This window comes from Bacillus sp. T-10(2022), assembly GCF_056502895.1.
The window spans coordinates 1,468,672-1,488,967 of the sequence record NZ_CP113518.1 but is presented as its reverse complement, the minus strand read 5'-3'; the positions used below and the strand labels follow the sequence as shown (position 1 = coordinate 1,488,967).

Sequence of the window (20,296 nt, the reverse complement as noted above, 5' to 3'; positions counted from 1 at the left end):
TATGAATCAAGCAAAATCTGGCAATGAAATCGTACATTTACATACCGTTTCAGCTGGTGAGCTGCAGACACTTTTTGAAAAAGGAAAACGTGATCAGCTTTCTTGTATCATTTGTCATAAACCAGTGAAATTATTTATTGGAATCCATGAAACGCCTTATTTTTATCATAGTGATCCATCGCAGTTACCCTGTGACATGCCAATTTCAAAACCAATAAATGAGGAAAAGCCATTAGAATATATGGAACAGAATGGATTTAGGATTCCTACATCACGGACCATTACGGAAACGAAAACCATTACAGAACCTTTCCTTAAAAGCCGGCCCATAACCGGCAATCCGAAATATTCAGATAAACCATCCTGCCTGGCACAATCAGAGGAACCATACTTTCAAGAATTATCCTCATCAGGGGTTGTTCTCGATGCAGAGCAACTAAAGGCGGTAACGACGATCGATGGACCAATTCTCGTACTTTCAGGAGCAGGCAGCGGGAAAACCCGCGTGTTGACGGTACGCACAGCCTACATGCTTACAGTGAAAAAGATTGATCCTAAAAGTATCATGCTTGTAACATTTACGGCGAAATCCGCTAAGGAAATGCAGCAGCGTCTGCTCGGTTATCCCTATATGACTCCTTCCCTTGTTTCTCAAATCGTTAGCGGGACCTTTCATAGCATCTTTTACAAAATCCTGATTTTCCATGAACCAGCCAAATGGCAGCGTGATTTCCTATTGAAGTGGGAGTGGGAAAAAGAAAAGGTATTGAAACAGGCTGGCAGGGAATTGGAACTTGATGATAAGGAGTTTGCATATGATCAAGCCCTTCAACAAATCGGGCTTTGGAAAAACTCATTGGCTTTTCCAGAAGATATCCAACCTAAGGACGATTGGGAGAAATCGTGTTTATTTTTATATAAGAAATATGAAGAATATAAACAGCAAACAGGGAAGTATGATTTTGATGATATGCTTGTAGGCTGTTATGTATTTTTAAAAAACAACCCGGATTTTTTAAAGAAATATCAGCAAAGGTTTAATTATTTTTTGGTAGATGAGTTTCAGGATATCAATAAAGTTCAATATGAATTGATAAAACTCCTCTCTGCTGAATCAAAAAATGTATGTGCAGTTGGAGATGATGATCAATCGATCTATTCATTCCGGGGAAGCGATCCGAAGTATATTTTGAATTTCAATCATGATTTCCCTCGTTCCCAAGTTGTGAAGCTGACGGAGAACTACCGCTCTTCCCATGAAATTGTCGCTACAGCGAACCGATTGATCAAGCGCAACCAGAACCGGATGGAGAAAAAGATGAGCGCACAGCATGATTCAGGAAATCCCCCTGTTTTATTTTATCCTTATGATGAGGAATTGGAAGCAACGATGATCGTATCTGATATCCAAGAGAAAATATCCAAGGGAGCAAATCCTGGGGATTTTGCGATATTGTACAGGACACACACGATGTCCAGGGCCATTTTTGAACGGCTGGCCTCTTCCAACCTGCCATTCGTCATTGAAAAGGATGCGGATTCGTTTTATCAGCGCAAGGTCATTCGCGGCATGCTTGCCTTTATGCGTTTGAGTTTGTTCCCGCATGACAGCAAGGCAGCAGCTGATGTCCTTTCCTCCTTATTCTTAAAGCAAAGTATTTTACAGGAATTAAAAGCAATGACAATATTGCAGGATTGTGATTTTATCGATGCATTTGCTTTTATTAAGACAGGACATGCTTTTCAGGAACGAAAATTAAAAACGATTCCAGGACAGATCCGCTCTTTAAAAATTATGTCGCCACTCGTAGCTTTAGAAATCATCGAAAAAGATTTAGGATACCAGGAATATGTAAAAAAACGCGGCAATGATGCGAACCAGGAAAAAGGGTCCGATGACATCCGTGACTTAAAGGTGGCGGCAAATCGTTTTCCCACGGTCGCCGCTTTCCTTGAACATGTCGATCATATGACTGCAATGGTCCAAGAGATTAAACAGCTATCGAAACATTTTAAGGATGCCATACAGCTTACCACGATACACCGTTCCAAAGGGCTTGAATACAAAACCGTTTATGTCCTTGCTGCTGTCGATGGCAGCATCCCTCATGATTTCGCACTTGAATCTTACCGAAAAGGGGAACTATCCCCTCTTGAAGAGGAAAGACGATTGCTCTATGTAGCGGCAACCAGGGCCAAAAAGGATCTTTACCTTTCCATCCTGCAAACTAGACGCGGACGGACCGCCCATCCATCACGTTTCTTGAAGCTTTGACCAAAAGCTGATGCTAACCATTTATGGAAATATGAATAAAACAAAATAGTGTTCGGAATGGTCTCATCCCGAATTACTTACAATTTTATGGAATGAACTGAAGCTCCAACTTTTTTTAATAAAAAAACTGCAGGCAAACCCGCTTCCTTCGAGTTTGTCTGCAGTCTGAAGGCCTGCATATAGCAGGCCTTTTTTCACTTTTTATTTATCATATTGGATATCGTCCCGAAATCGAGTTTATTCCCTTCAGCTACGATGGAATGAACGATTTTATCTTCCGTTTCTTTATTGACCGGTTTATTTGCGATTTTTGAAACGCGCTTAATGACATTTCTAACAGTCGTTTCATCTTTGAAATTGGCTCCTTGGAGCGAGTTTGCCAATTCTAATACATCTTTCATATTTACGCCGGTTTTACCTTCTATGTTTTTAAAAAAGTTATTATCCATACCTAAGCCCCTCCCTTTTCTGTACCTATCCTATGGCATTATCAGAAAAATGGTGCTAGGCCCATGCAAATAAAAAAAATGGAATAGGCTTCTTCTGCCTATTCCATTTTCCTTAGCAGAAAGAAGCCCCTACAATGATCAATAGGATAAACAATACAACGATTATCGCGAAAGTGGAACCGCCGCCACCGTATCCTCCGCCATAACCACCGCCGTATCCATAACCGCTGCCGCCACAACAACCGTAGCCACCAAAACCAAACATACATATCACCTCGCTCTCGCTAAAGCTTACTGATAACATATGTAGGTCTGGACAAATATGTATAGGCCATGTCCTAGTCCAGGCTGCCTATTTCCGCTTGTTTCATCCTTTTGGTCTGAAAACCAAAGCTCCGATGAATCCAAAGATGATTGCTGCAGAGATACCGGAACTCGTAATTTCAAACATGCCTGTCAGTACGCCGACGAGACCATGTTTTTCCGATTCCATCATCGCCCCGTTCACCAGCGAGTTCCCAAACGAAACGATTGGAATGGTTGCTCCAGCACCGGCAAAGTCAACTAGCGGCTCATATAAATCAAATCCGGCAAGAACAGCTCCTATTACAACGAACAAGCTTAACGTATGTGCTGGTGTCAGCTTAGCAACATCGAAAAGAAGCTGGCCGACAACACAAATCAAGCCACCGATGACAAAGGCCCAAAAAAACATTGCTAACATCGAAATCTCTCCTTTTTCATGAATTCATCCCATACTCAATGGCCACCGCATGGGCAATGCACGGAATCGTATCTTTTTGCTGAACGGAAAGTGGCGACAATAATGCACCTGTTGCGACAAGCAGGATTTTTTTATATTTACCGGAAATCATTTCATTTAATATATGACCGTATAAAACGACTGCCGAACATCCCGCACCGCTCCCGCCAGCCAAAACAGGCTGGTCCTTTTTAAAAATCATCAATCCGCAATCCTTGAATTTTTCCTGATTGATATCACAGCCCTTTTGCTTTAATAAGTCAAGAGCTGTCTCCCTCCCTATTTGACCTAAATCACCGGTAATGATGAAATCGTAATCATCCGGGGTCAAACCAGTATCTTTAAAATGGGAAAGAATCGTATCGGCGGCCGCCGGGGCCATCGCTCCCCCCATATTGAAAGGATCTTTCAATCCCATGTCAATGACCTTTCCAATAGTGGCCGAGACAATATGGGGAAATTCCCCTTGCATGCTTCCATCAGGAGCAACCAGCGCAACACCCGCTCCTGTTATCGTCCATTGAGCTGTAGGTGGTTTTTGCCCGCCATATTCAGTTGGATAGCGAAATTGTTTTTCAACAGCTGCATTGTGGCTCGATGCACCTGTCAACACATAGTTAGCCCCCCCATAATTAGTGATGAAGGCAGCTAGAGCAAGCCCTTCCATCGATGTGGAACAGGCTCCAAACAAGCCGAAATATGGAATTCCATTGGTTCTGGCTGCAAAGCTTGTCGGTGTAACCTGATTGATTAAATCACCCGCCAAGAAAAATTGCACCTGCTCCTTGCTAATCTTACCTTTCTCCAATGCAAGCTCTACCGCTTTCTCCATCAAATGCCGATGAGCCTTCTCATATGAATCCTGCTCCATCCACAAATCGTCGTATAAAATATCGAAATCACCCGCGATTTCTCCATTAGCTTCAAATGGCCCGCCTGTTACCCCAGTTTCCAAGATGACCGGTTTATTGGTGAACATCCATGTTTGTTTTCCCTTTAACACTGCTTAGCCCCCAATCATTAGGTAAATCGTTTTTATCAACGCCACGACAAAGGCTGAAAATACTCCAAATAAAATAACCGATCCGGCCAATTTAAACATATTGGATCCAACTCCAAGTACAAAACCTTCCGTCCGATGTTCGATTGCTGCAGAAATGACTGCGTTACCGAATCCCGTGACAGGGACGGCACTCCCTGCCCCCCCAAACTGGCCAATGCGGTCGTAAAACCCGAAACCGGTCATCAAAAGGGCCAGAAACACCATGGTAGCTGTTGTCGGACCTCCTGCTGTCTGCTCCGTAAAGTTGAAAAAATAAATATAGAAGTAGGAAATGGCTTGTCCCACTATGCAGAAAATGCCACCTACTAAAAAGGCCTTCAAACAATTCTTCACTATTGGTCTTTTAATTTCATGCTTCCCTTGAAGCTCTTGATACGCATCCTGTATTGGGGTCGTTTTATCCTTGCCGCTCATATTGCTGAACCTCTCTTCTAAATTAATTCTTTTTGAAGTTCCTCAATTTCCTTGAACTTCTTCCTAGCCTTTTTCTCGGGTACATCTTTTTCCTTAAGTAACTCGTTCAATCTTACCGATTCCAAAAAGATTTTATAATCGCTAGATACGATAAAATCATTTTTGGGAAACTTCTCTTCCAGATTTTCAGTCACAGTCTTTTCAATTTTCTTCATATGAAAACGTTGTAAGTGCTTAACTTTATAAGCGACGATAATCTTTTTGTCGTTTTTCACGACGATCACGTCATAGATCGTGTCTTCATTAGCAACTGTTTCCTTGACCTTTGAGATCAGTCCCTTTTCATCCTTCTCATCCATCCCATTAATGATATCCATCGGTTCAGGATTCGTTCGTTTAATCATTGCTAAATTCTCCGTTTTTCCATCATTCTTATTGCTGCATGCAGTAAGCACACACAAAACAACTATAAAAACCAGAAAGCTGACCTTAAAATACCTTCCTTGTCTGAACATAGAATCACATCCTAATTTATCGTTCTATTGTTATTTTCTTGTTTAACTGTTTTTTTATGAATGGTAGGATTAGGAAATAAAAAAACCTTTCCGAAATGGAAAGGTTTTTTTTACTCAATAGCCTTTATTTTTATTGTTATTATTACAGCCACAGTCTTTCTTGATTTTGACCGGTTGATCTTTTTTCATCGGTTTGGCATAAGCCCATGGATTCTGTTTCTGATTCAATTTATGACTCCTCCTTTAACATCTATACCATACTATATGAACGAAGAGACAAGTTGTTTCCAATCAAATGTCCATAATTTTGCTGATTATGACCTCAATTATCGCTCCTACTGCTGCGACGGCAAGGATTAATATCAGTACGTCGCCTATAAACCAATGTTGAATATAAAGGAAAACCAGAAAAAGGCTGACCCAGACACCCACGCACCAAAAACAGCTTAGCAATTGACCAATCCAGCCAAGCAGGCCCTTTTCCTTGGGCATTAAAAATATTTCCACAATTCCTTCTTCATTTTTTTCCTCTATCTCTTTAAAAAATGGGCTGCGTAGCGGCTCCATGATTTTATCGAAAACGATCAAGCGTGTCAGCCTGAAGGAAGCCAAGCCTAATATGATAAATAAAGTAAATTCATTTTGTGGGGGAAACATTTAATATTGCTCCTTCACTTGGATTCTTCAATTATTTTGGCATCGATAATATCCGGCAGACCCACGAAACGGATATGGTTCCCTCTTTTAATCTTCACTGATTCCCCCTTCATTCCCAACACATGAAACTGAAGCGTTTCCCCGTTAATAACAGCCTCACATAGTGGCTTTGGAAAACCTTGATGATTGGATAAGCGGGAAATGATGTCCCGGGAAGAATCTTTCTTCTCAACCTTTTTCCTTTTTCTCTTAACTGGCTTTTCGTTTTCCTGTTCTATTGGTTCAGGATGTTCCATTTCTTCAACGGGAGTTTGCTCAGGGACATATTGTTCGGTGATTTTCCTTAATCCCGTAATCTCCTTTTCAATTTCCTTCATGGCATCATAAACACCAAATTCGCGTTTGACTTGTTCGATTTTTTCTTCTTTATTCTCGGCTTCTTCCTGAAGTTCCGGCTCAACGCTGTCTTGAGGTTTAGCCTTTTTCGTCCGAAAATCACTTTGCATATTTCCACGCAGATCTGATATTTTTGCTTGATCGACATATATAAGTGGTTTGGATTCCTTATCGCCATTTTTCTCTGACATGAAAACCCTCCTTAATATTTCAGAATATCCACGGACTGCAGCTGTTCCATTTGGTATTGGACAACTTTTTTCCCGAATTTATGCCTTATGAACAAACTGGATTCTTTTTTTTGTTCCAATTTTCCGAATAGTGTACGGTCATTGATGATGAACTTACAAACAGGCTTAGGTGCAAAGGCTGGAAGTCGGGACAATAGCTCCACCAATTCCTCGGCGGTATATGAAGTGCTGATATTTTTTTCATGCAAATTGATATGTCTCTTCAGCGTATTTTGTATGGTTTGTTTTCCATCAGCACAAGGCAGACCAACTTTCTTCACGTCCATGATGCCCCTCCTTCTTTTTCACGAATAGGGTCGAAAGCAGGTTTATGCCGATTCTCACAAACAATGAATATCCACTCTATGTATCATTTATATGAAATTCACCCTTCTTTATGCTGGAGATGTGCCACTCCCCAAAAAAAGGACACTAACCAAGCTTAAGGGTGTTGGGGATTAGCGGAGAAAACTAAAACATTCGAAGATGAAAAAATCGGAAAGATTTCAATTGAGGATGAGCAACTAAAGATACCTTTCAGAATGGAAAATCAACAAAAAAGGGACCGATATCGGCCCCCTCCTTTACTGTTATCCGATTATATGATAACCAGAATCCACATGGATATTTTCCCCGGTAATCCCGCGGGACATGTCACTTAATAAAAATACTGCCGTATCCCCTACTTCTTCAGGAGTCGTTGTACGACGAAGCGGTGCTTCTTCCTCAATCTTCTTTAAAATTGTATTGAAGTCACGAACACCTTTAGCGGATAAGGTACGGATAGGTCCGGCTGAAATTGCATTCACTCGAATGTTATCTTTGCCAAGATCACTTGACAGGTAACGGACATTGGCTTCAAGTGAGGCCTTGGCCACTCCCATTACATTATAATTAGGCATGACCCGTTCACCGCCAAGATACGTCATTGTGACAATGCTACCACCTTCCGGCATGATTTCCTTCGCCGCTTTAGCTACAGCCGTTAAAGAAAATGAACTGATATTATGGGCAAGCAAAAACCCTTCACGGCTCGTGTTAACGAACTCACCGTCCAGCTCTTCCTTGTTAGCGAATGCTACACTGTGTACCACGCCATGAATGATACCTGCTTCTTCCTTAATCGCCGCAAAACATTTATCAATGCTTTCATCCTTCGTTACATCACATTGTAAAATGATGGAGGGCTCCCCTTCCAATGTAGAAGATAGTTCCCTAACGCTTTTCTCCGTACGGTCTTTTCCGTAAGTGAAGATCAGCTTTGCGCCTGCTTTATGTAAGGAACGGGCAACTCCCCATGCAATACTTCTTTTATTCGCAACACCCATTAAGACAAATGTTTTTCCTTTTAATGAAAAAGTCATCGTATGTGACCTCCTATTTTTTAATACAAGTTATTAGTACCTGCTACTAATGACAGTATATCAAATTTCCTTTGATAAAAACACCGTTTTCTAAAGTCCTCTGGGAATCCCCCTCCAAGAGGGCCTTCTTTAGCTTATAGTAAATAACCCATGAATAATGTAGCTAATCCGAAGTAAATCAGGATACTGATAATGTCATTGATGGTTGTGATGAATGGTCCGGAAGCTACCGCCGGGTCGATCTTCATTTTATGCATGAGGAGCGGTACAAGCGATCCCGCGAGTGTGGCGACTATCAATGTAATGAAAATAGATATGCCGACCAATAAACCGAGCATTAAATCCCCTTGCCAAATATATACGATTAAAATGATGGCTATTCCACATGTCAGGCCGGTGATGAGGCCTGTCCCAGCCTCCCGCAAAACTAGCTTCCACTTGCTATCCTGCTCCAAGTCCCCTGTTGCAATTCCCCGTACTGCAACAGCCAATGCTTGAGTTCCTGTGTTGCCAGCCATTCCGCCTATCAATGGAATAAATACAGCAAGAATCGCTTTTTGGCTAAGTGTCTCCTCAAAACGGCCAATCAGGCTGGCGGTCAATAAACCTAAAAACAAAAGGATGATCAACCATGGCAGCCGTTTCTTAGCAGCAGAAAAGGGACTCTTATCAACATTGTCCAAATTTGATACACCCGCCAATTTGGAATAATCATCAGATGCCTCTTCATCCATGACATCAATGATATCATCAACCGTAATGATCCCTAACAAATGGTTTTGGAAATCGACGACAGGCACGGCAAGGAAGTTATAGTCCCTTATTTTTCGTGCCACCTCTTCCTGGTCTTCGGATACAGGTACGGAAACTACCCTGTCATCCATTAAATCACCGATTAAAGCATCTTCATCAGCTATGATCAATGTCCTGAGCGATAAAACACCAAGCAGCTTCTTATCCTGATCGGTAACGAACACATAATATATCGTTTCCGCTTCCGGAGCTTCCCTTTTTAAGATCTGCATGGCTGATCGAGCCGTTTCGTTTGCTTCAATGGCAATGAACTCTGTCGTCATGATGCTTCCTGCCGTAGATTCCTCATAGTTCAGAAGCTCCTGGATTTCACTTGCCGCTTCATCATCCATGATGGTCAAATAGCTGACGGCCTGCTCATCATTGATTTCATTCAGGACGTCAGCCGCATCATCCGCATACATATTGGAAAGCATATCGGCTGCATAAGAAGGAGTCATTTCAGCCAGCAGGCTTTCGTAATCCTCTTCATCTATTTCTATATTTTCAAAAAGGTCCGCCATTTCTTCCGGTGACAAATATGTGTAAACGACGGATCTGAATTCATCTGACAAGCTTGTATAAAATTGAGCCTGATCATATGGATGCATTTCAAGGAACTCCGTACGAAACTGATCCAGATTTTCCGTTTTAAGTGCTTCAAGCAAAAGCTCGTTATTCATTTGACTGCTCTCCCGCTCCCGGTCCTTCATCTCCTCCATAACTCTACACCTCCTAAAACATATTTTTTCATTTCCTCGTTTATATTTTATTTTTTTAAATAATACTATACTAATACCATAAACATAGACAAAACAAACAAAGGATGTGTCAAATGAACATCGATATCATAGGGGACATTCATGGATGTTTCGCTGAATTCAGGCAGCTGACCGAAAAAATGGGCTATACATGGGAGACTGGGTTTCCTGTACATCCCTCTGGAAGGATACTCGGCTTTGTAGGGGATTTAACCGATCGCGGTCCAAATTCCCTTCAAGTAATCGAGATTGTCCATGAATTAGTCATTAACCAAAATATAGCAAGGTATGCTCCAGGTAACCACTGCAATAAATTATATCGTTATTTTTCAGGCAATAAAGTTCAAATATCGCACGGTTTAGAGACTACTGTAGCTGAATATGAATCACTGAACATCCGGGAGCAGAAGAAGATCCGTAAAAAATTCATGGATCTGTATGAACGTTCCCCACTTTATCAACTGATTGATGAAGGGAGATTGATCATTGCCCATGCAGGAATTCGCAGTGACTATATTGGTCAATATAGCAGTAAAGTAAAAACCTTTGTCCTCTATGGTGATATCAATGGCTCCAAACATCCCGATGGGTCACCGGTCAGGAAGGACTGGGCCCAAACATACAAAGGGGAAACATGGATCGTATATGGACATACACCAGTTCCTGAAGCTAGACGAGTCAATCATACATACAATATTGATACTGGCTGCGTCTTTGGTGGAAAACTGACCGCTGTCCGTTATCCCGAAATGGAGCTTCAAGAGGTGCCTTCAACCATGCCATATATTGCGGAAAAATTCAGGACATCTTTTGATTAACCAAAAAAACTCGCCATCTTGGTGAGTTTTTTTGCGTCTATGGATTTTTTCATAAGCTTGAATCGTTTTAATGCACCGGTTATAAAGTCAACTTCCCTCGAGCAAACGGGTCATATCTTCTGGTAACTCTTCTTGAAACAACATCATCTTCTTGGTGAAAGGATGTAAAAATTTCAATTCAAAACAATGAAGGGCTTGGCGAGGGATACCTTTCCTGTTCCCTCCATATAAATCATCACCAGCCAGCGGGTGTCCAATATGCGCCATATGGACCCTGATTTGATGTGTACGCCCTGTTTGGAGTTCTAAATTAAGGAATGTATGGGACTCTGTGTGGGCCAATACCTTAAATAGGGTACAGGCATACCGGCCATCCTCCCTGACTTCCCGTTCAATGATGCTGGTCGATTTTCTTCCGATTGGCGCCACTATCTCTCCTACAGGACCTTCAACGATTCCTTCAGCTATGGCTTGGTATCTCCGTTTAACCTGTCCTGATTTTTGCTGTTCACTTAAAAGGTGATGGATATGCCGGTGCTTGGCAATTAAAACCAGACCTGATGTGTCCCGATCAAGACGTGTAACTATATGGATCGTTGCCTGTATTCCCGTCTTCCTATAATAACCCGCCAAGCCATTCGCCAGACTGCCGTTGGGATGCTCGCGTGAAGGAATGGTATTCATGGAAGGGGGCTTGGCCACCACCAATACAAACTCATCTTCATACCTGATATTCAGGGGGATGGGTTCCGGCAAAAGGCCTTCGCTTGCCTGCTCCGGCGGAAATATGACGGTGACGATGTCGCCTGTTTCTATCCGTTCCCTTACGGTTACTTCTTCGCCGTTCAACTGGATATATCCACCTTTAAACTTAATATCCGTTAATGCTCGTTTTGAAATATCGCATTTGTTGAGAAACTCTCGCAATAAAGAGCCAGAATCCTCTTCAAAAACCGACCAGGTCAAAGAAAAGTTTTGATTTGACATGAGGTGAGTCTATCTCCTTAATTAGCAATAAATGAATCATGCACTCTTTTCCAGAAAGGAAAAGGGCGGAATCTGGCGAATCGGATCTTCTCATCTGCCACTCGGCACTGTATCGACTTTACATTTTCCTGAAGCAAGGACAAATGGTCGACGGTAATTTGAAAATTGACCGCATTGACCGGCCTGAACATACAAGTATGATGTGCCGGCAGCAGAAGTGGCGATCCTACCGTCCTAAACACCCGGTTATTAATGGATGCCAATTCGGTAATCTGGATGGCATCGATTGATGGATGGACGATGGCCCCGCCAAGCGCCTTATTATACGCCGTGCTTCCAGATGGCGTTGCAATGCATAAACCATCTCCACGGAATGTCTCGAAATGCTGGCCGCGAATTTCAACGTCCATGACGAGCGTCCCTTCAACACTTTTGACTGTCGATTCATTCAAAGCCAAAAATCTGGCTTCCCGTCCACCATGCTGATAACGGACAATCGTTTCGAGGAGTGGATATTCCACTATTTGAAATGGTGTTTTTGCTAAAGCAATCACCAATTTTTCGATTTCATCAGGGGTCCAATCTGCATAAAAACCAAGATGTCCTGTATGTACACCAACAAAGGCGGTTTTATCCAATCGATTCTTATAACGGTGAAAAGCATATAATAAAGTGCCATCACCACCGACAGATATGACAATATCCGGCTGATCTTCGTCATATTCCAAATGAAAGTCCTGAAGATACGTTCGCATCCTTTGCATTAAAGTATTCGATTTCGCATCTCCTTTTGACGTAATCGCAAATTTCATGTAATCCCACCTTCAATTTAGATTTCTTCTCGTTTACCCATTTATGCGTTCAAGAATCTTTCTTCCTGGAAAAAAGACGCTGTGCTTCCTGGATTTCCGTACGGATTTGCGACATCTCTGCATCAAGCAGGAAGGCAGCTTCAGCTGCACGTTTGAGTCGCAGTTGAATATCTTCCGGGAAAATGCCTTTATATTTATAATTTAAAGAATGTTCGATCGTCGCCCAAAAATTCATCGCAAGGGTCCTGATTTGAATTTCGGCAAGGATATTTTTTTCGCCATGGATCGTCTGGACCGGATAGCGGATTACAACATGATAAGAACGGTAGCCGCTTGCTTTTTTATGCGAAATATAATTTCTCTCCTCAACTATCTCGAAGTCATTGCGACCTCGTAATAGTTCAACTACCTGTTCGATATCATCCACGAACTGGCACATCATCCGAAGCCCTGCAATATCCTGTATTTCCGTTCCCAATTTATCAATGGGAATATCCTTCAGGCTCGCCTTATCCAAAATGCTGACAATCGGCTTTACCCTGCCTGTTACAAATTCGATCGGTGAGTGAATATTCTCTCTCTCAAACTGTTTCCTTAATCCTTTTAGCTTAACCTTTAATTCTTCGACAGCCTGAGTATAAGGCGCCAAGAAATCGTCCCAACTCTCCATTGCCACACCACCTATATCTATCTAAAAAGCGCCTGTTCAACTCTGGTATGGGCAGAACGCTCTCCTAAATCCAGGAGTCACATGACTTTATGCCAATTCACCACTGGATCCAATTAAATCTTTCTAGCAAAAAGTATGTATTAAATTTCTATATATACGATATACCATTTCTCATGCTCAACGTTTATATTTTATCATATCCTGCAATTGATTCCTAAATATTCAAGTACAATAGCAAAAAATTATTGAATCCAATTTGACAGCTGGAATGGTTCTTATATGATTAACCTAAGAATCAACCAGAAAGGATGGAACACATGAACCAGCATATTGAAATTGAATTTAAAAACCTCTTAAGCGAAAAAGAATTTCAGCAACTGATCGAATACTTTCATGTCGGGGCATCGAACTTTAAAACACAGAAAAATCATTACTTCGATACACTCGGATTCACTTTGAAAAATCAAGACTCTGCCCTTAGGATCCGCGAGAAAAACGGGCGTTACGAGCTGACATTAAAACAGCCCGCTACAGAAGGATTATTGGAAACGAATCAAGATATCTCTGAAGAAACCGCTAATGCGTTTCTGAATCATAACACATTCCCTGATGGCCAGATCCAACTTCTTATCCTCGAATGCGGAATTGATCCAAAAGACTTTACCTGCTTTGGGACATTAAAGACGGACCGTTTTGAATTTCCTTACAAAGAGGGTTTACTTGTTTTAGATCATAGTTCTTATTTGAATCAGGAAGACTTTGAGCTTGAATATGAAGTGACGGATGCAAACGCCGGGAAAAAAAATTTCCTGACCCTCCTTGAAACCCTTCAAATTCCGGTAAGGGAAACCGAAAATAAAGTAAAGAGGTTTTATCGAGCCAAATTCCAAAAATAACTGTTTGAACCCATTCGGAGGTGGAGAGTTTGAAAATCCAAGATTTCAAAACGTTCATGGAATTGCAGGCAATCCAGCAATTCACAAATGGCAACAACACAAATGCAAATTCATCTCGATCCATTTTCCAGGACATGCTCTCGGAACTGGTTTCGGGTGATGCTCTTGAAGGCGCTTCGCAGACATTGGGTTCCCTTTTATCACGCGTGGAAGCGGAAACGAAGTCCTTCCTTCAACCCGGCGGCCTGACATCCATGAACATCAACCCGGTATCCACTGCCCCTGCTGACAATGAGAGCAGTGAAACCGCAACAAATTATGATCATATCATCAGCCAGGCGGCCAGCTTATATAATCTCCCGGAAAAACTGATTAAGTCCGTCATTAAACAAGAATCGAACTTTAACCCTGAAGCCACCAGTTATGCGGGTGCAACTGGCCTTATGCAGTTAATGCCAGCAACTGCAAAAAGCCTTGGGGTGGATGATGCAACCGATCCGGAACAAAACATCATGGGCGGGAGTAAATATTTAAGTCAAATGATGGCACGTTATGACGGGGACATCCAGATTGCCCTTGCTGCTTATAATGCAGGGCCTGGAAACGTAGATAAATATAACGGCATCCCCCCCTTTAAAGAAACTCAGAACTATGTTCAGAAAGTTTATGGGACATTTTCAAGCTAAAGCAAGCTGACCCTGTTTATTTGTGAAGGGTCAGTTTTTTCATGTCTATATATTCTTTTTCCACGAATTGTTAACAAATCGTAAAGCACCCCAAAACCTGTCATTTCCGGATCATTCCCCTGTGTCATACTACAGATGTAAAATTTTCTTTAAGCTATATATTTGTTATATCAGGACGTCATTGATAAAATATGAATAAATATCAACCATCTTTCTTTAAAAGGAGTAATCAACATGATGCAAGGGAACCCTACACCATATGAATTAATTGGAGAAGGGCAATTACACAAGTTAATTGATGTGTTTTACTCCAACGTTAGTCAACACCCGGATCTGCAGCCAATATTCCCTGACGATTTAACAGAAACGGTCCGTAAACAAAAACAATTTATGACTCAATATTTAGGCGGTCCCTCTTTATATACAGAAGAGCATGGCCATCCTATGTTGCGGGCTCGACATATACCTTTTGAAATTACACCAGAACGTGCGAAAGCATGGCTCTCATGCATGTATCAAGCTATGGACGAAGTTGGCCTTGACGGTGAGATTAGGGAGTTTTTCTATCACCGTCTCTATTTGACGGCACAGCATATGATCAATACATCCGGAACTGACGGGAAAGGAGAAGGCAGTTGAGCGCACAAAAACCAGTTTTCAATATTTCCGATTGGATCAAGACGCAGCATTGCTATGATATAGGAAAAAAGCCAATTGAAATTTATGTTTTTGTTGATCCGCTTTGTCCCGAATGCTGGGGCTTAGAACCAATTATTAGGAAATTACAGATAGAATATGGCCAATTGTTCAGTTTACGCCATGTTTTAAGCGGTAAAATCGATTCTCTTAATATGGGGAAAAATAAAAATTATGAAAACATTGCTCAAGTTTGGGAAAAGACTGCCAGCCGCTCGGGAATGTCCTGCGACGGAAGCCTTTGGTCTGAAAACCCAATCTCTTCTCCATATACAGCTTCCATCGCAATAAAAGCAGCGGAATTGCAGGGCCGTAAATTGGCCATTCGCTTTTTAAGGCAGCTTCAAGAATATGTATTCATAGGAAAAAAGGATATATCCAATATCGAAGTCTTGACCGAATGTGCCAAGATAGTTGGATTGGATGTGGAAGAATTCCTTTATGATATCAATTCTTCCAGTGCAGCCAAAGGCTTTCAATGTGACATGAAGATCACGAGCGAAATGGAAGTGACTGAAATACCCTCCCTTGTCTTTTTCAATCAAAATATTGAAGAAGAGGGAATAAAAGTTTCAGGTGTCTATTCTTACGAGGTATATGTTCAAATTTTAGAAGATATGCTGAATGGTCTTCCAGCCCCTGCAAAACCCCCCTCTCTCGAAGAGTTTTTAAGCTGTTTCAAGCTAGTGGCCACGAAGGAAATTGAAACCGTTTATAATATGAATAAGAATAACGTCGAGTTGGAAATGAAAAAGCTTGTTTTAAAACAGTTGGCAGAGAAAATTCCTGCTAAATACGGAACGTTTTGGAGATATACAAAGAAGCAGTCATGAATTTGACTGCTTCTTTGTATTATTAAAGGAAAAGCCATGCAATCAAAAGATTGCATGGCTTTTTATAAGAAAATAAGGGGATGGGAGAAATTTTTCACGATCAAACAAAGGGGTATAAGTTTGTTTGTGATTCACTTCACAATAAATAATATAACAGATAACCTATTTGTGTTTCAACTATATGTGTAACTTTTCACAAATTGTTCACAATATATATTTTTCATTTTTTTATTATCCCTTCCGATATGTAGCTAAATACGAGCCCTTTTTATTTAAAGCTATAAGTGTTTTTGATATCCGCTTAATATCTGATCTAGATTGGGAATACATCTATTTGTGAAATATATCACATTATCATTTTTAATGCCTAGGCCTTTTTTAACTTCTGTTAATGCCGCATTTAATTCATTTTACTTTTCATGCAAATGAAAAACCCCGGCAAACCGCTAAATTTGCTGGGGTTTTCATCTATTTATACGAATAAGGGGATGGGAGAAATTTCACGACGAACAAACAAAGGGGTATATGTTTGGGATGTGATAACTTCTATATCTGTACTATAGCAGATTACACACCTTAATTGCAAGAACTTTGTGCGCAACTTCACATTATTGTCATATTCTTAGAATACTGCTTATTCTAAAACATAATATCTAATAAAGAGCAGATGAGCTTTTTCTGCTGCCAGGTTGGAGGTGACCAAATTGAAAGTCTTTATTCTACTCATACTCTTGATAGGGTCGCTATTTGTCCAGCTACTCGGTATCATGAACCTCATTCCTCTGTATTTTACCTCCCCTATTTTATTTTTTGTTTTCTTTATAATTCTTCATAGCTTAAATCAGAGAAATCGTTTTAAAGGATTATGACGGACATCCATATATGATGAAAAGGACCCGGCAGTGCTTGGGTCCTTTTCACAACCTATTTATTCAAAAGCTCTTCCAACTCATTTAATTTTTCCTCGAATACATTCATGGCTTCTTGTACAGGCTCGGCTTTTGTCATATCGACACCAGCCTTTTTGAGTACTTCAATCGGATAATCGGAACTTCCTGACTTCAAGAACTCCAGATACCTTTTGACAGCAGGCTCTCCTTCTTCAAGGATTTGCTTGCTCAATGCTGTTGCTGCACTGATTCCAGTCGCATATTGATAAACATAGTAATTATAGTAGAAGTGTGGAATACGCGCCCATTCCAAACCGATTTCTTCATCAATGGTCACGTTCTCGCCAAAGTATTTCTTGTTCAGCTCATAATATTCCTTAGTAAGCATATCCGCTGTCAACGCTTCCCCATTTTGAGCCTTTAAATGTATGGTATGTTCAAACTCTGCAAACATCGTTTGCCGGAACAATGTGCCGCGGAAACCTTCCAGGTAATGATTCAATAAATAAATGCGTTTCTTTTCATCTTCAATTGAATTCAATAAATAATCATTCAACAGATTTTCATTACAAGTCGATGCAACTTCCGCTACAAATATTGAATAATTCCCGTATGGATATGGCTGATATTTACGTGTATAGTAGCTATGGACCGAATGTCCAAACTCATGAACGAGCGTGAATAAGTTATTGACGTTATTTTGCCAGTTCATTAAAATATAAGGATTTGTCCCGTATGTACCAGAAGAATAGGCCCCGCTTCGTTTCCCTTTGTTTTCATGCACATCGACCCACCGGTTTTCAAATCCCTCTTTCAAAACGTTCAAATAATCCTCCCCAAGCGGAGCAAGTCCTTTAAGGACATAATCCTTGGCCTCGTCATATGTCACTTCCATCTTCACTTCTTTAACAAGTGGAGTGAATAGATCATACATATGAAGTTCATCTAATTGCAGTACTTTTTTACGTAAATCAAGATAACGGTGAAGTAATGGCAAGTTGTCATTGACCGTTTTAACGAGATTATCGTATACAGTCTCCGGAATGTTGTTATTACTTAACGCCGCTTGGCGTGCTGAATCATATTTTCGAACCGTGGCATTGAAGTTATGGTTTTTCACCTCACCTGACAGGGTTGAAGCAAATGTATTGCGGAACTCCCCATACTTGCTGTATACCCCTTTAAATGCCTCCTCACGTACACGGCGATCTTCACTCTCAAGGAAACTGATATACCTTCCGTGAGTTATTTCCACTTCATTTCCCTCTTCATCCTTGATGGTCGGGAATTTCAAATCGGCATTATTAAGCATACCGAAAGTATTGCCCGATGCATCGAGTACTTCTGATGCCTGCGCCAATAATTCTTCCTGCTCTGCAGATAAGATATGTGGTCTCTGAAGATTGATTTCCTCTAAAGAATGCTTGTATAATTTCAATTCTTCTTTTTCTTCCAAGAACCCTTCCACTTTGCTTTCGTTAATACTCAATAGTTCAGGAACCATATATGAAAACGCAGCCGCTGCCTGGGCATATAAAGCTTTTGCCCGATCCTCCATCCCTTGATAAAAAGGATTGGTTGTATCTTGATCATTGCGCATATGTGAATAAGAATAAACTTTCCCTAGCTTCTCGAATACTTCATCTTGGAGTTGAAGCGCCGCGAATAATTTTTCTGCGCTTTCACCCAACGTGCCTTTATGTGCCTCCGCTTTCTTGAGGTCTTCCTTTACCGCTTTGAAGGCAGCTTCCCAATCTTCCTCGGTTGCGAAGATATCTTCCAGTCTCCAAGTATCTTCAGGAGCTATTTCACTTCTTGAAGGTAATGTATTCGTTTTTGTTTCCTGTGCCATAAAAAATTCCTCCTCATTCTATAGAAACTTGCCATTGGGCTAACTCGTAAACCGGATAGACGCCGCAATGGTTCACTCGGCGTTCATTCTTTTTATAGCTTTTAAATCTCAGTTCTTATTACTATTTCTCCATTAACAAAAATAATCCTGCCATTTCATCTGAATTCAGGATAAATAGAGATGTTATCACTGATTATACTGGATATTCCCCTTTTCCATCATCAATTTATGCTTATCATAGAAATTTTTTTCCAAAATTTGAGCTTGATCACTGGTGAAGGCAAGGGTAAATTCCCTTTCAACCTTAAAAACCCCTTCTTCCAGCTTTGATAGATAACCCAATTGCTCCAAAAGCATGATATATTGACCTACAGGATATTCGATTGGTTTTTCATGAAGTAATGGCAACGGTCTGAACTTTATTTCCCCTTTTTTTGAGCGCCTTCTAAAAATGCAGATAATATCAGCCATAGAAATCTTTTCCCCTGTTCTTTTCTCTTGAAACACATCCATGTATAACCATGCCTGCCATTCGATCGAGGCAGTTTCGATCAACAGCATCCCCCTGACGGGAACACCCACTTCAATGGGAAGTGTCGCAGGTGTAATATGGTGTGAATAAAGCTCTTCGAAAAAAGGATCGCATCGGCGTGCTGTTTTCACTCGATGCAGGGACCAGCCATTTCGTTTATATCTCCACGCAGGCAGAAAAGGGAAACCAAAGCAATTTTGGGGCAATGCACGACTAGGGGGAAGGAGCTTTAAAGAAGCTGTTGTCAATTCGGCAAAGACGGTTCTAGGGGTAAACGGAGTGAGGTTCTTCAATACTGATAAATGATCAGTTTCCGGGCAATACATCCACAGAAACGGATGATGGAAGCTCCCGGTGACGAAGAGCCATTGGAAGCGGGTTATACTGAATTCATACAACCTTTTCCTTTTTAAGCGTTTTGCAGCGAGGATCCAGATTGGCTTGATGCCTATGCTTTGGTAGGCTCTTGTCCTTTCCATGAATTCCACCTCGGGGATAACTGAGCATTGAAATTCTATTGCATAGCGATTGCCTCCTATCACAGCTAAAATATCAGCCCTTTTCTTAATTTCAGGAAGGTAGGCTTCTAGATCCACTTGGTAACCATGTGATAATAACCACTGAAACAATTTTCTTTTTCCCATTAAATGATAGGCGGATTCCGGTTCTGAAGAAGCACGGCATGAAGAACGAATTTTATGAGCGAAATGAGGGATCCTCACGTTTCCCGCTTTGATGGTCATTTCCATCTTGCAGCATGGACAGTAATAATCTGCTGACTTTCTCCATTCATCAATCTCGTTTGCCGGTATCTTTTCAGGGAGGGTAATCCAAGTTCCATCTTTCTTTATCGCAGTTAGCATACATCTCCTCCTCATCCACTACATTCGCCTGCTTCGCTTAGGATTCCTTTTAATCCGCAAAAAAAAATGCCTGATCGGCATA

General features: G+C 41.1%; 22 protein-coding genes. 6 read left to right on the top strand and 16 right to left on the bottom strand.

From position 1 onward, the window contains the following. Position 1: 1 nt before the first annotated feature. Complete coding sequence (locus OSJ91_RS07305; RefSeq protein WP_413016285.1) at positions 2-2,275, top strand: ATP-dependent helicase; 2,274 nt, start codon at positions 2-4, stop codon at positions 2,273-2,275. Positions 2,276-2,469: 194 nt separating this feature from the next. On the opposite strand, the gene spoVIF is transcribed toward OSJ91_RS07305, so the two are convergent. The 11 genes from spoVIF to mgtE form a co-directional block, all read right to left on the bottom strand. Beyond that, a complete protein-coding gene (gene spoVIF, locus OSJ91_RS07300) occupies positions 2,470-2,724 on the bottom strand; it encodes a sporulation-specific transcription regulator SpoVIF (RefSeq protein ID WP_034314458.1) in 255 nt (84 codons plus the stop codon). A gap of 112 nt (positions 2,725-2,836) precedes the next feature. Further along, the gene (locus tag OSJ91_RS07295) at positions 2,837-2,989 is read right to left on the bottom strand and encodes a YjcZ family sporulation protein (protein WP_072272578.1); all 153 of its coding nucleotides are present in this window, start codon (positions 2,987-2,989) and stop codon (positions 2,837-2,839) included. Between the two features lie 102 nt (positions 2,990-3,091). Then, positions 3,092-3,448: a stage V sporulation protein AE gene (gene spoVAE / locus OSJ91_RS07290; RefSeq protein ID WP_350301756.1), complete on the bottom strand. Its 357-nt coding sequence runs from the start codon at positions 3,446-3,448 to the stop codon at positions 3,092-3,094. A 16-nt stretch (positions 3,449-3,464) separates the two neighbouring features. After that, positions 3,465-4,490: a stage V sporulation protein AD gene (gene spoVAD, locus OSJ91_RS07285; RefSeq protein ID WP_350301755.1), complete on the bottom strand. Its 1,026-nt coding sequence runs from the start codon at positions 4,488-4,490 to the stop codon at positions 3,465-3,467. 3 nt (positions 4,491-4,493) lie between these two features. After that, the gene (gene spoVAC / locus OSJ91_RS07280) at positions 4,494-4,964 is read right to left on the bottom strand and encodes a stage V sporulation protein AC (protein ID WP_034314464.1); all 471 of its coding nucleotides are present in this window, start codon (positions 4,962-4,964) and stop codon (positions 4,494-4,496) included. A gap of 17 nt (positions 4,965-4,981) precedes the next feature. Continuing rightward, positions 4,982-5,479 carry a YhcN/YlaJ family sporulation lipoprotein gene (locus OSJ91_RS07275; RefSeq protein ID WP_350301754.1) on the bottom strand — a complete coding sequence of 166 codons (498 nt, stop codon included), beginning with the start codon at positions 5,477-5,479 and terminating at the stop codon, positions 4,982-4,984. A gap of 291 nt (positions 5,480-5,770) precedes the next feature. Further along, the gene (locus OSJ91_RS07270; protein ID WP_133348680.1) at positions 5,771-6,136 is read right to left on the bottom strand and encodes a DUF1360 domain-containing protein; all 366 of its coding nucleotides are present in this window, start codon (positions 6,134-6,136) and stop codon (positions 5,771-5,773) included. Between the two features lie 14 nt (positions 6,137-6,150). Next, a complete protein-coding gene (locus OSJ91_RS07265) occupies positions 6,151-6,723 on the bottom strand; it encodes a hypothetical protein (RefSeq protein WP_350301753.1) in 573 nt (190 codons plus the stop codon). Between the two features lie 11 nt (positions 6,724-6,734). After that, positions 6,735-7,049, bottom strand: a complete 315-nt coding sequence (locus tag OSJ91_RS07260) for a hypothetical protein (protein WP_350301752.1) — start codon at positions 7,047-7,049, stop codon at positions 6,735-6,737. A gap of 303 nt (positions 7,050-7,352) precedes the next feature. After that, complete coding sequence (fabI, locus tag OSJ91_RS07255; protein ID WP_413016278.1) at positions 7,353-8,126, bottom strand: enoyl-ACP reductase FabI; 774 nt, start codon at positions 8,124-8,126, stop codon at positions 7,353-7,355. 134 nt (positions 8,127-8,260) lie between these two features. Further along, positions 8,261-9,631 (bottom strand): magnesium transporter, encoded by a 1,371-nt coding sequence (gene mgtE / locus OSJ91_RS07250; RefSeq protein WP_350302812.1) that lies wholly within the window; start codon positions 9,629-9,631, stop codon positions 8,261-8,263. A gap of 122 nt (positions 9,632-9,753) precedes the next feature. Between mgtE and prpE the strand changes: the two genes are divergently transcribed. Next, positions 9,754-10,497: a bis(5'-nucleosyl)-tetraphosphatase PrpE gene (gene prpE / locus OSJ91_RS07245; RefSeq protein ID WP_413016276.1), complete on the top strand. Its 744-nt coding sequence runs from the start codon at positions 9,754-9,756 to the stop codon at positions 10,495-10,497. An 87-nt stretch (positions 10,498-10,584) separates the two neighbouring features. On the opposite strand, the gene OSJ91_RS07240 is transcribed toward prpE, so the two are convergent. Genes OSJ91_RS07240 through yjbM form a run of 3 tightly spaced genes read right to left on the bottom strand, consistent with a single transcriptional unit; the run spans position 10,585 to position 12,966 of the window. After that, positions 10,585-11,484, bottom strand: coding sequence for an RluA family pseudouridine synthase (locus tag OSJ91_RS07240; RefSeq protein ID WP_350301749.1), 900 nt, complete (start codon positions 11,482-11,484; stop codon positions 10,585-10,587). 17 nt (positions 11,485-11,501) lie between these two features. Continuing rightward, the gene (locus tag OSJ91_RS07235) at positions 11,502-12,296 is read right to left on the bottom strand and encodes an NAD kinase (RefSeq protein ID WP_053534153.1); all 795 of its coding nucleotides are present in this window, start codon (positions 12,294-12,296) and stop codon (positions 11,502-11,504) included. A 49-nt stretch (positions 12,297-12,345) separates the two neighbouring features. Next, on the bottom strand, positions 12,346-12,966 hold the full coding sequence (yjbM, locus tag OSJ91_RS07230) for a GTP diphosphokinase (RefSeq protein WP_034314484.1): 621 nt from the start codon (positions 12,964-12,966) through the stop codon (positions 12,346-12,348). A gap of 317 nt (positions 12,967-13,283) precedes the next feature. Here yjbM and OSJ91_RS07225 point away from each other — a divergent pair, with 317 nt between their 5' ends. From OSJ91_RS07225 to OSJ91_RS07210, 4 genes are all read left to right on the top strand, one after another. After that, positions 13,284-13,862: a CYTH domain-containing protein gene (locus tag OSJ91_RS07225; protein WP_350301748.1), complete on the top strand. Its 579-nt coding sequence runs from the start codon at positions 13,284-13,286 to the stop codon at positions 13,860-13,862. A 20-nt stretch (positions 13,863-13,882) separates the two neighbouring features. Next, a complete protein-coding gene (locus OSJ91_RS07220) occupies positions 13,883-14,548 on the top strand; it encodes a lytic transglycosylase domain-containing protein (protein WP_434547767.1) in 666 nt (221 codons plus the stop codon). Positions 14,549-14,782: 234 nt separating this feature from the next. Then, positions 14,783-15,187 carry a globin domain-containing protein gene (locus OSJ91_RS07215; protein WP_350301746.1) on the top strand — a complete coding sequence of 135 codons (405 nt, stop codon included), beginning with the start codon at positions 14,783-14,785 and terminating at the stop codon, positions 15,185-15,187. Next, positions 15,184-16,077, top strand: a complete 894-nt coding sequence (locus OSJ91_RS07210; RefSeq protein ID WP_485891298.1) for a ClpXP adapter SpxH family protein — start codon at positions 15,184-15,186, stop codon at positions 16,075-16,077. Before OSJ91_RS07215 ends, OSJ91_RS07210 begins: the two co-directional genes overlap by 4 nt. A 924-nt stretch (positions 16,078-17,001) precedes the next feature. Here OSJ91_RS07210 and pepF read toward each other — a convergent pair. Then, a complete protein-coding gene (gene pepF, locus OSJ91_RS07205) occupies positions 17,002-18,819 on the bottom strand; it encodes an oligoendopeptidase F (protein ID WP_485891297.1) in 1,818 nt (605 codons plus the stop codon). A gap of 186 nt (positions 18,820-19,005) precedes the next feature. Then, a complete protein-coding gene (locus OSJ91_RS07200; RefSeq protein ID WP_485891296.1) occupies positions 19,006-20,214 on the bottom strand; it encodes a competence protein CoiA in 1,209 nt (402 codons plus the stop codon). Between the last annotated feature and the right edge of the window lie 82 nt (positions 20,215-20,296).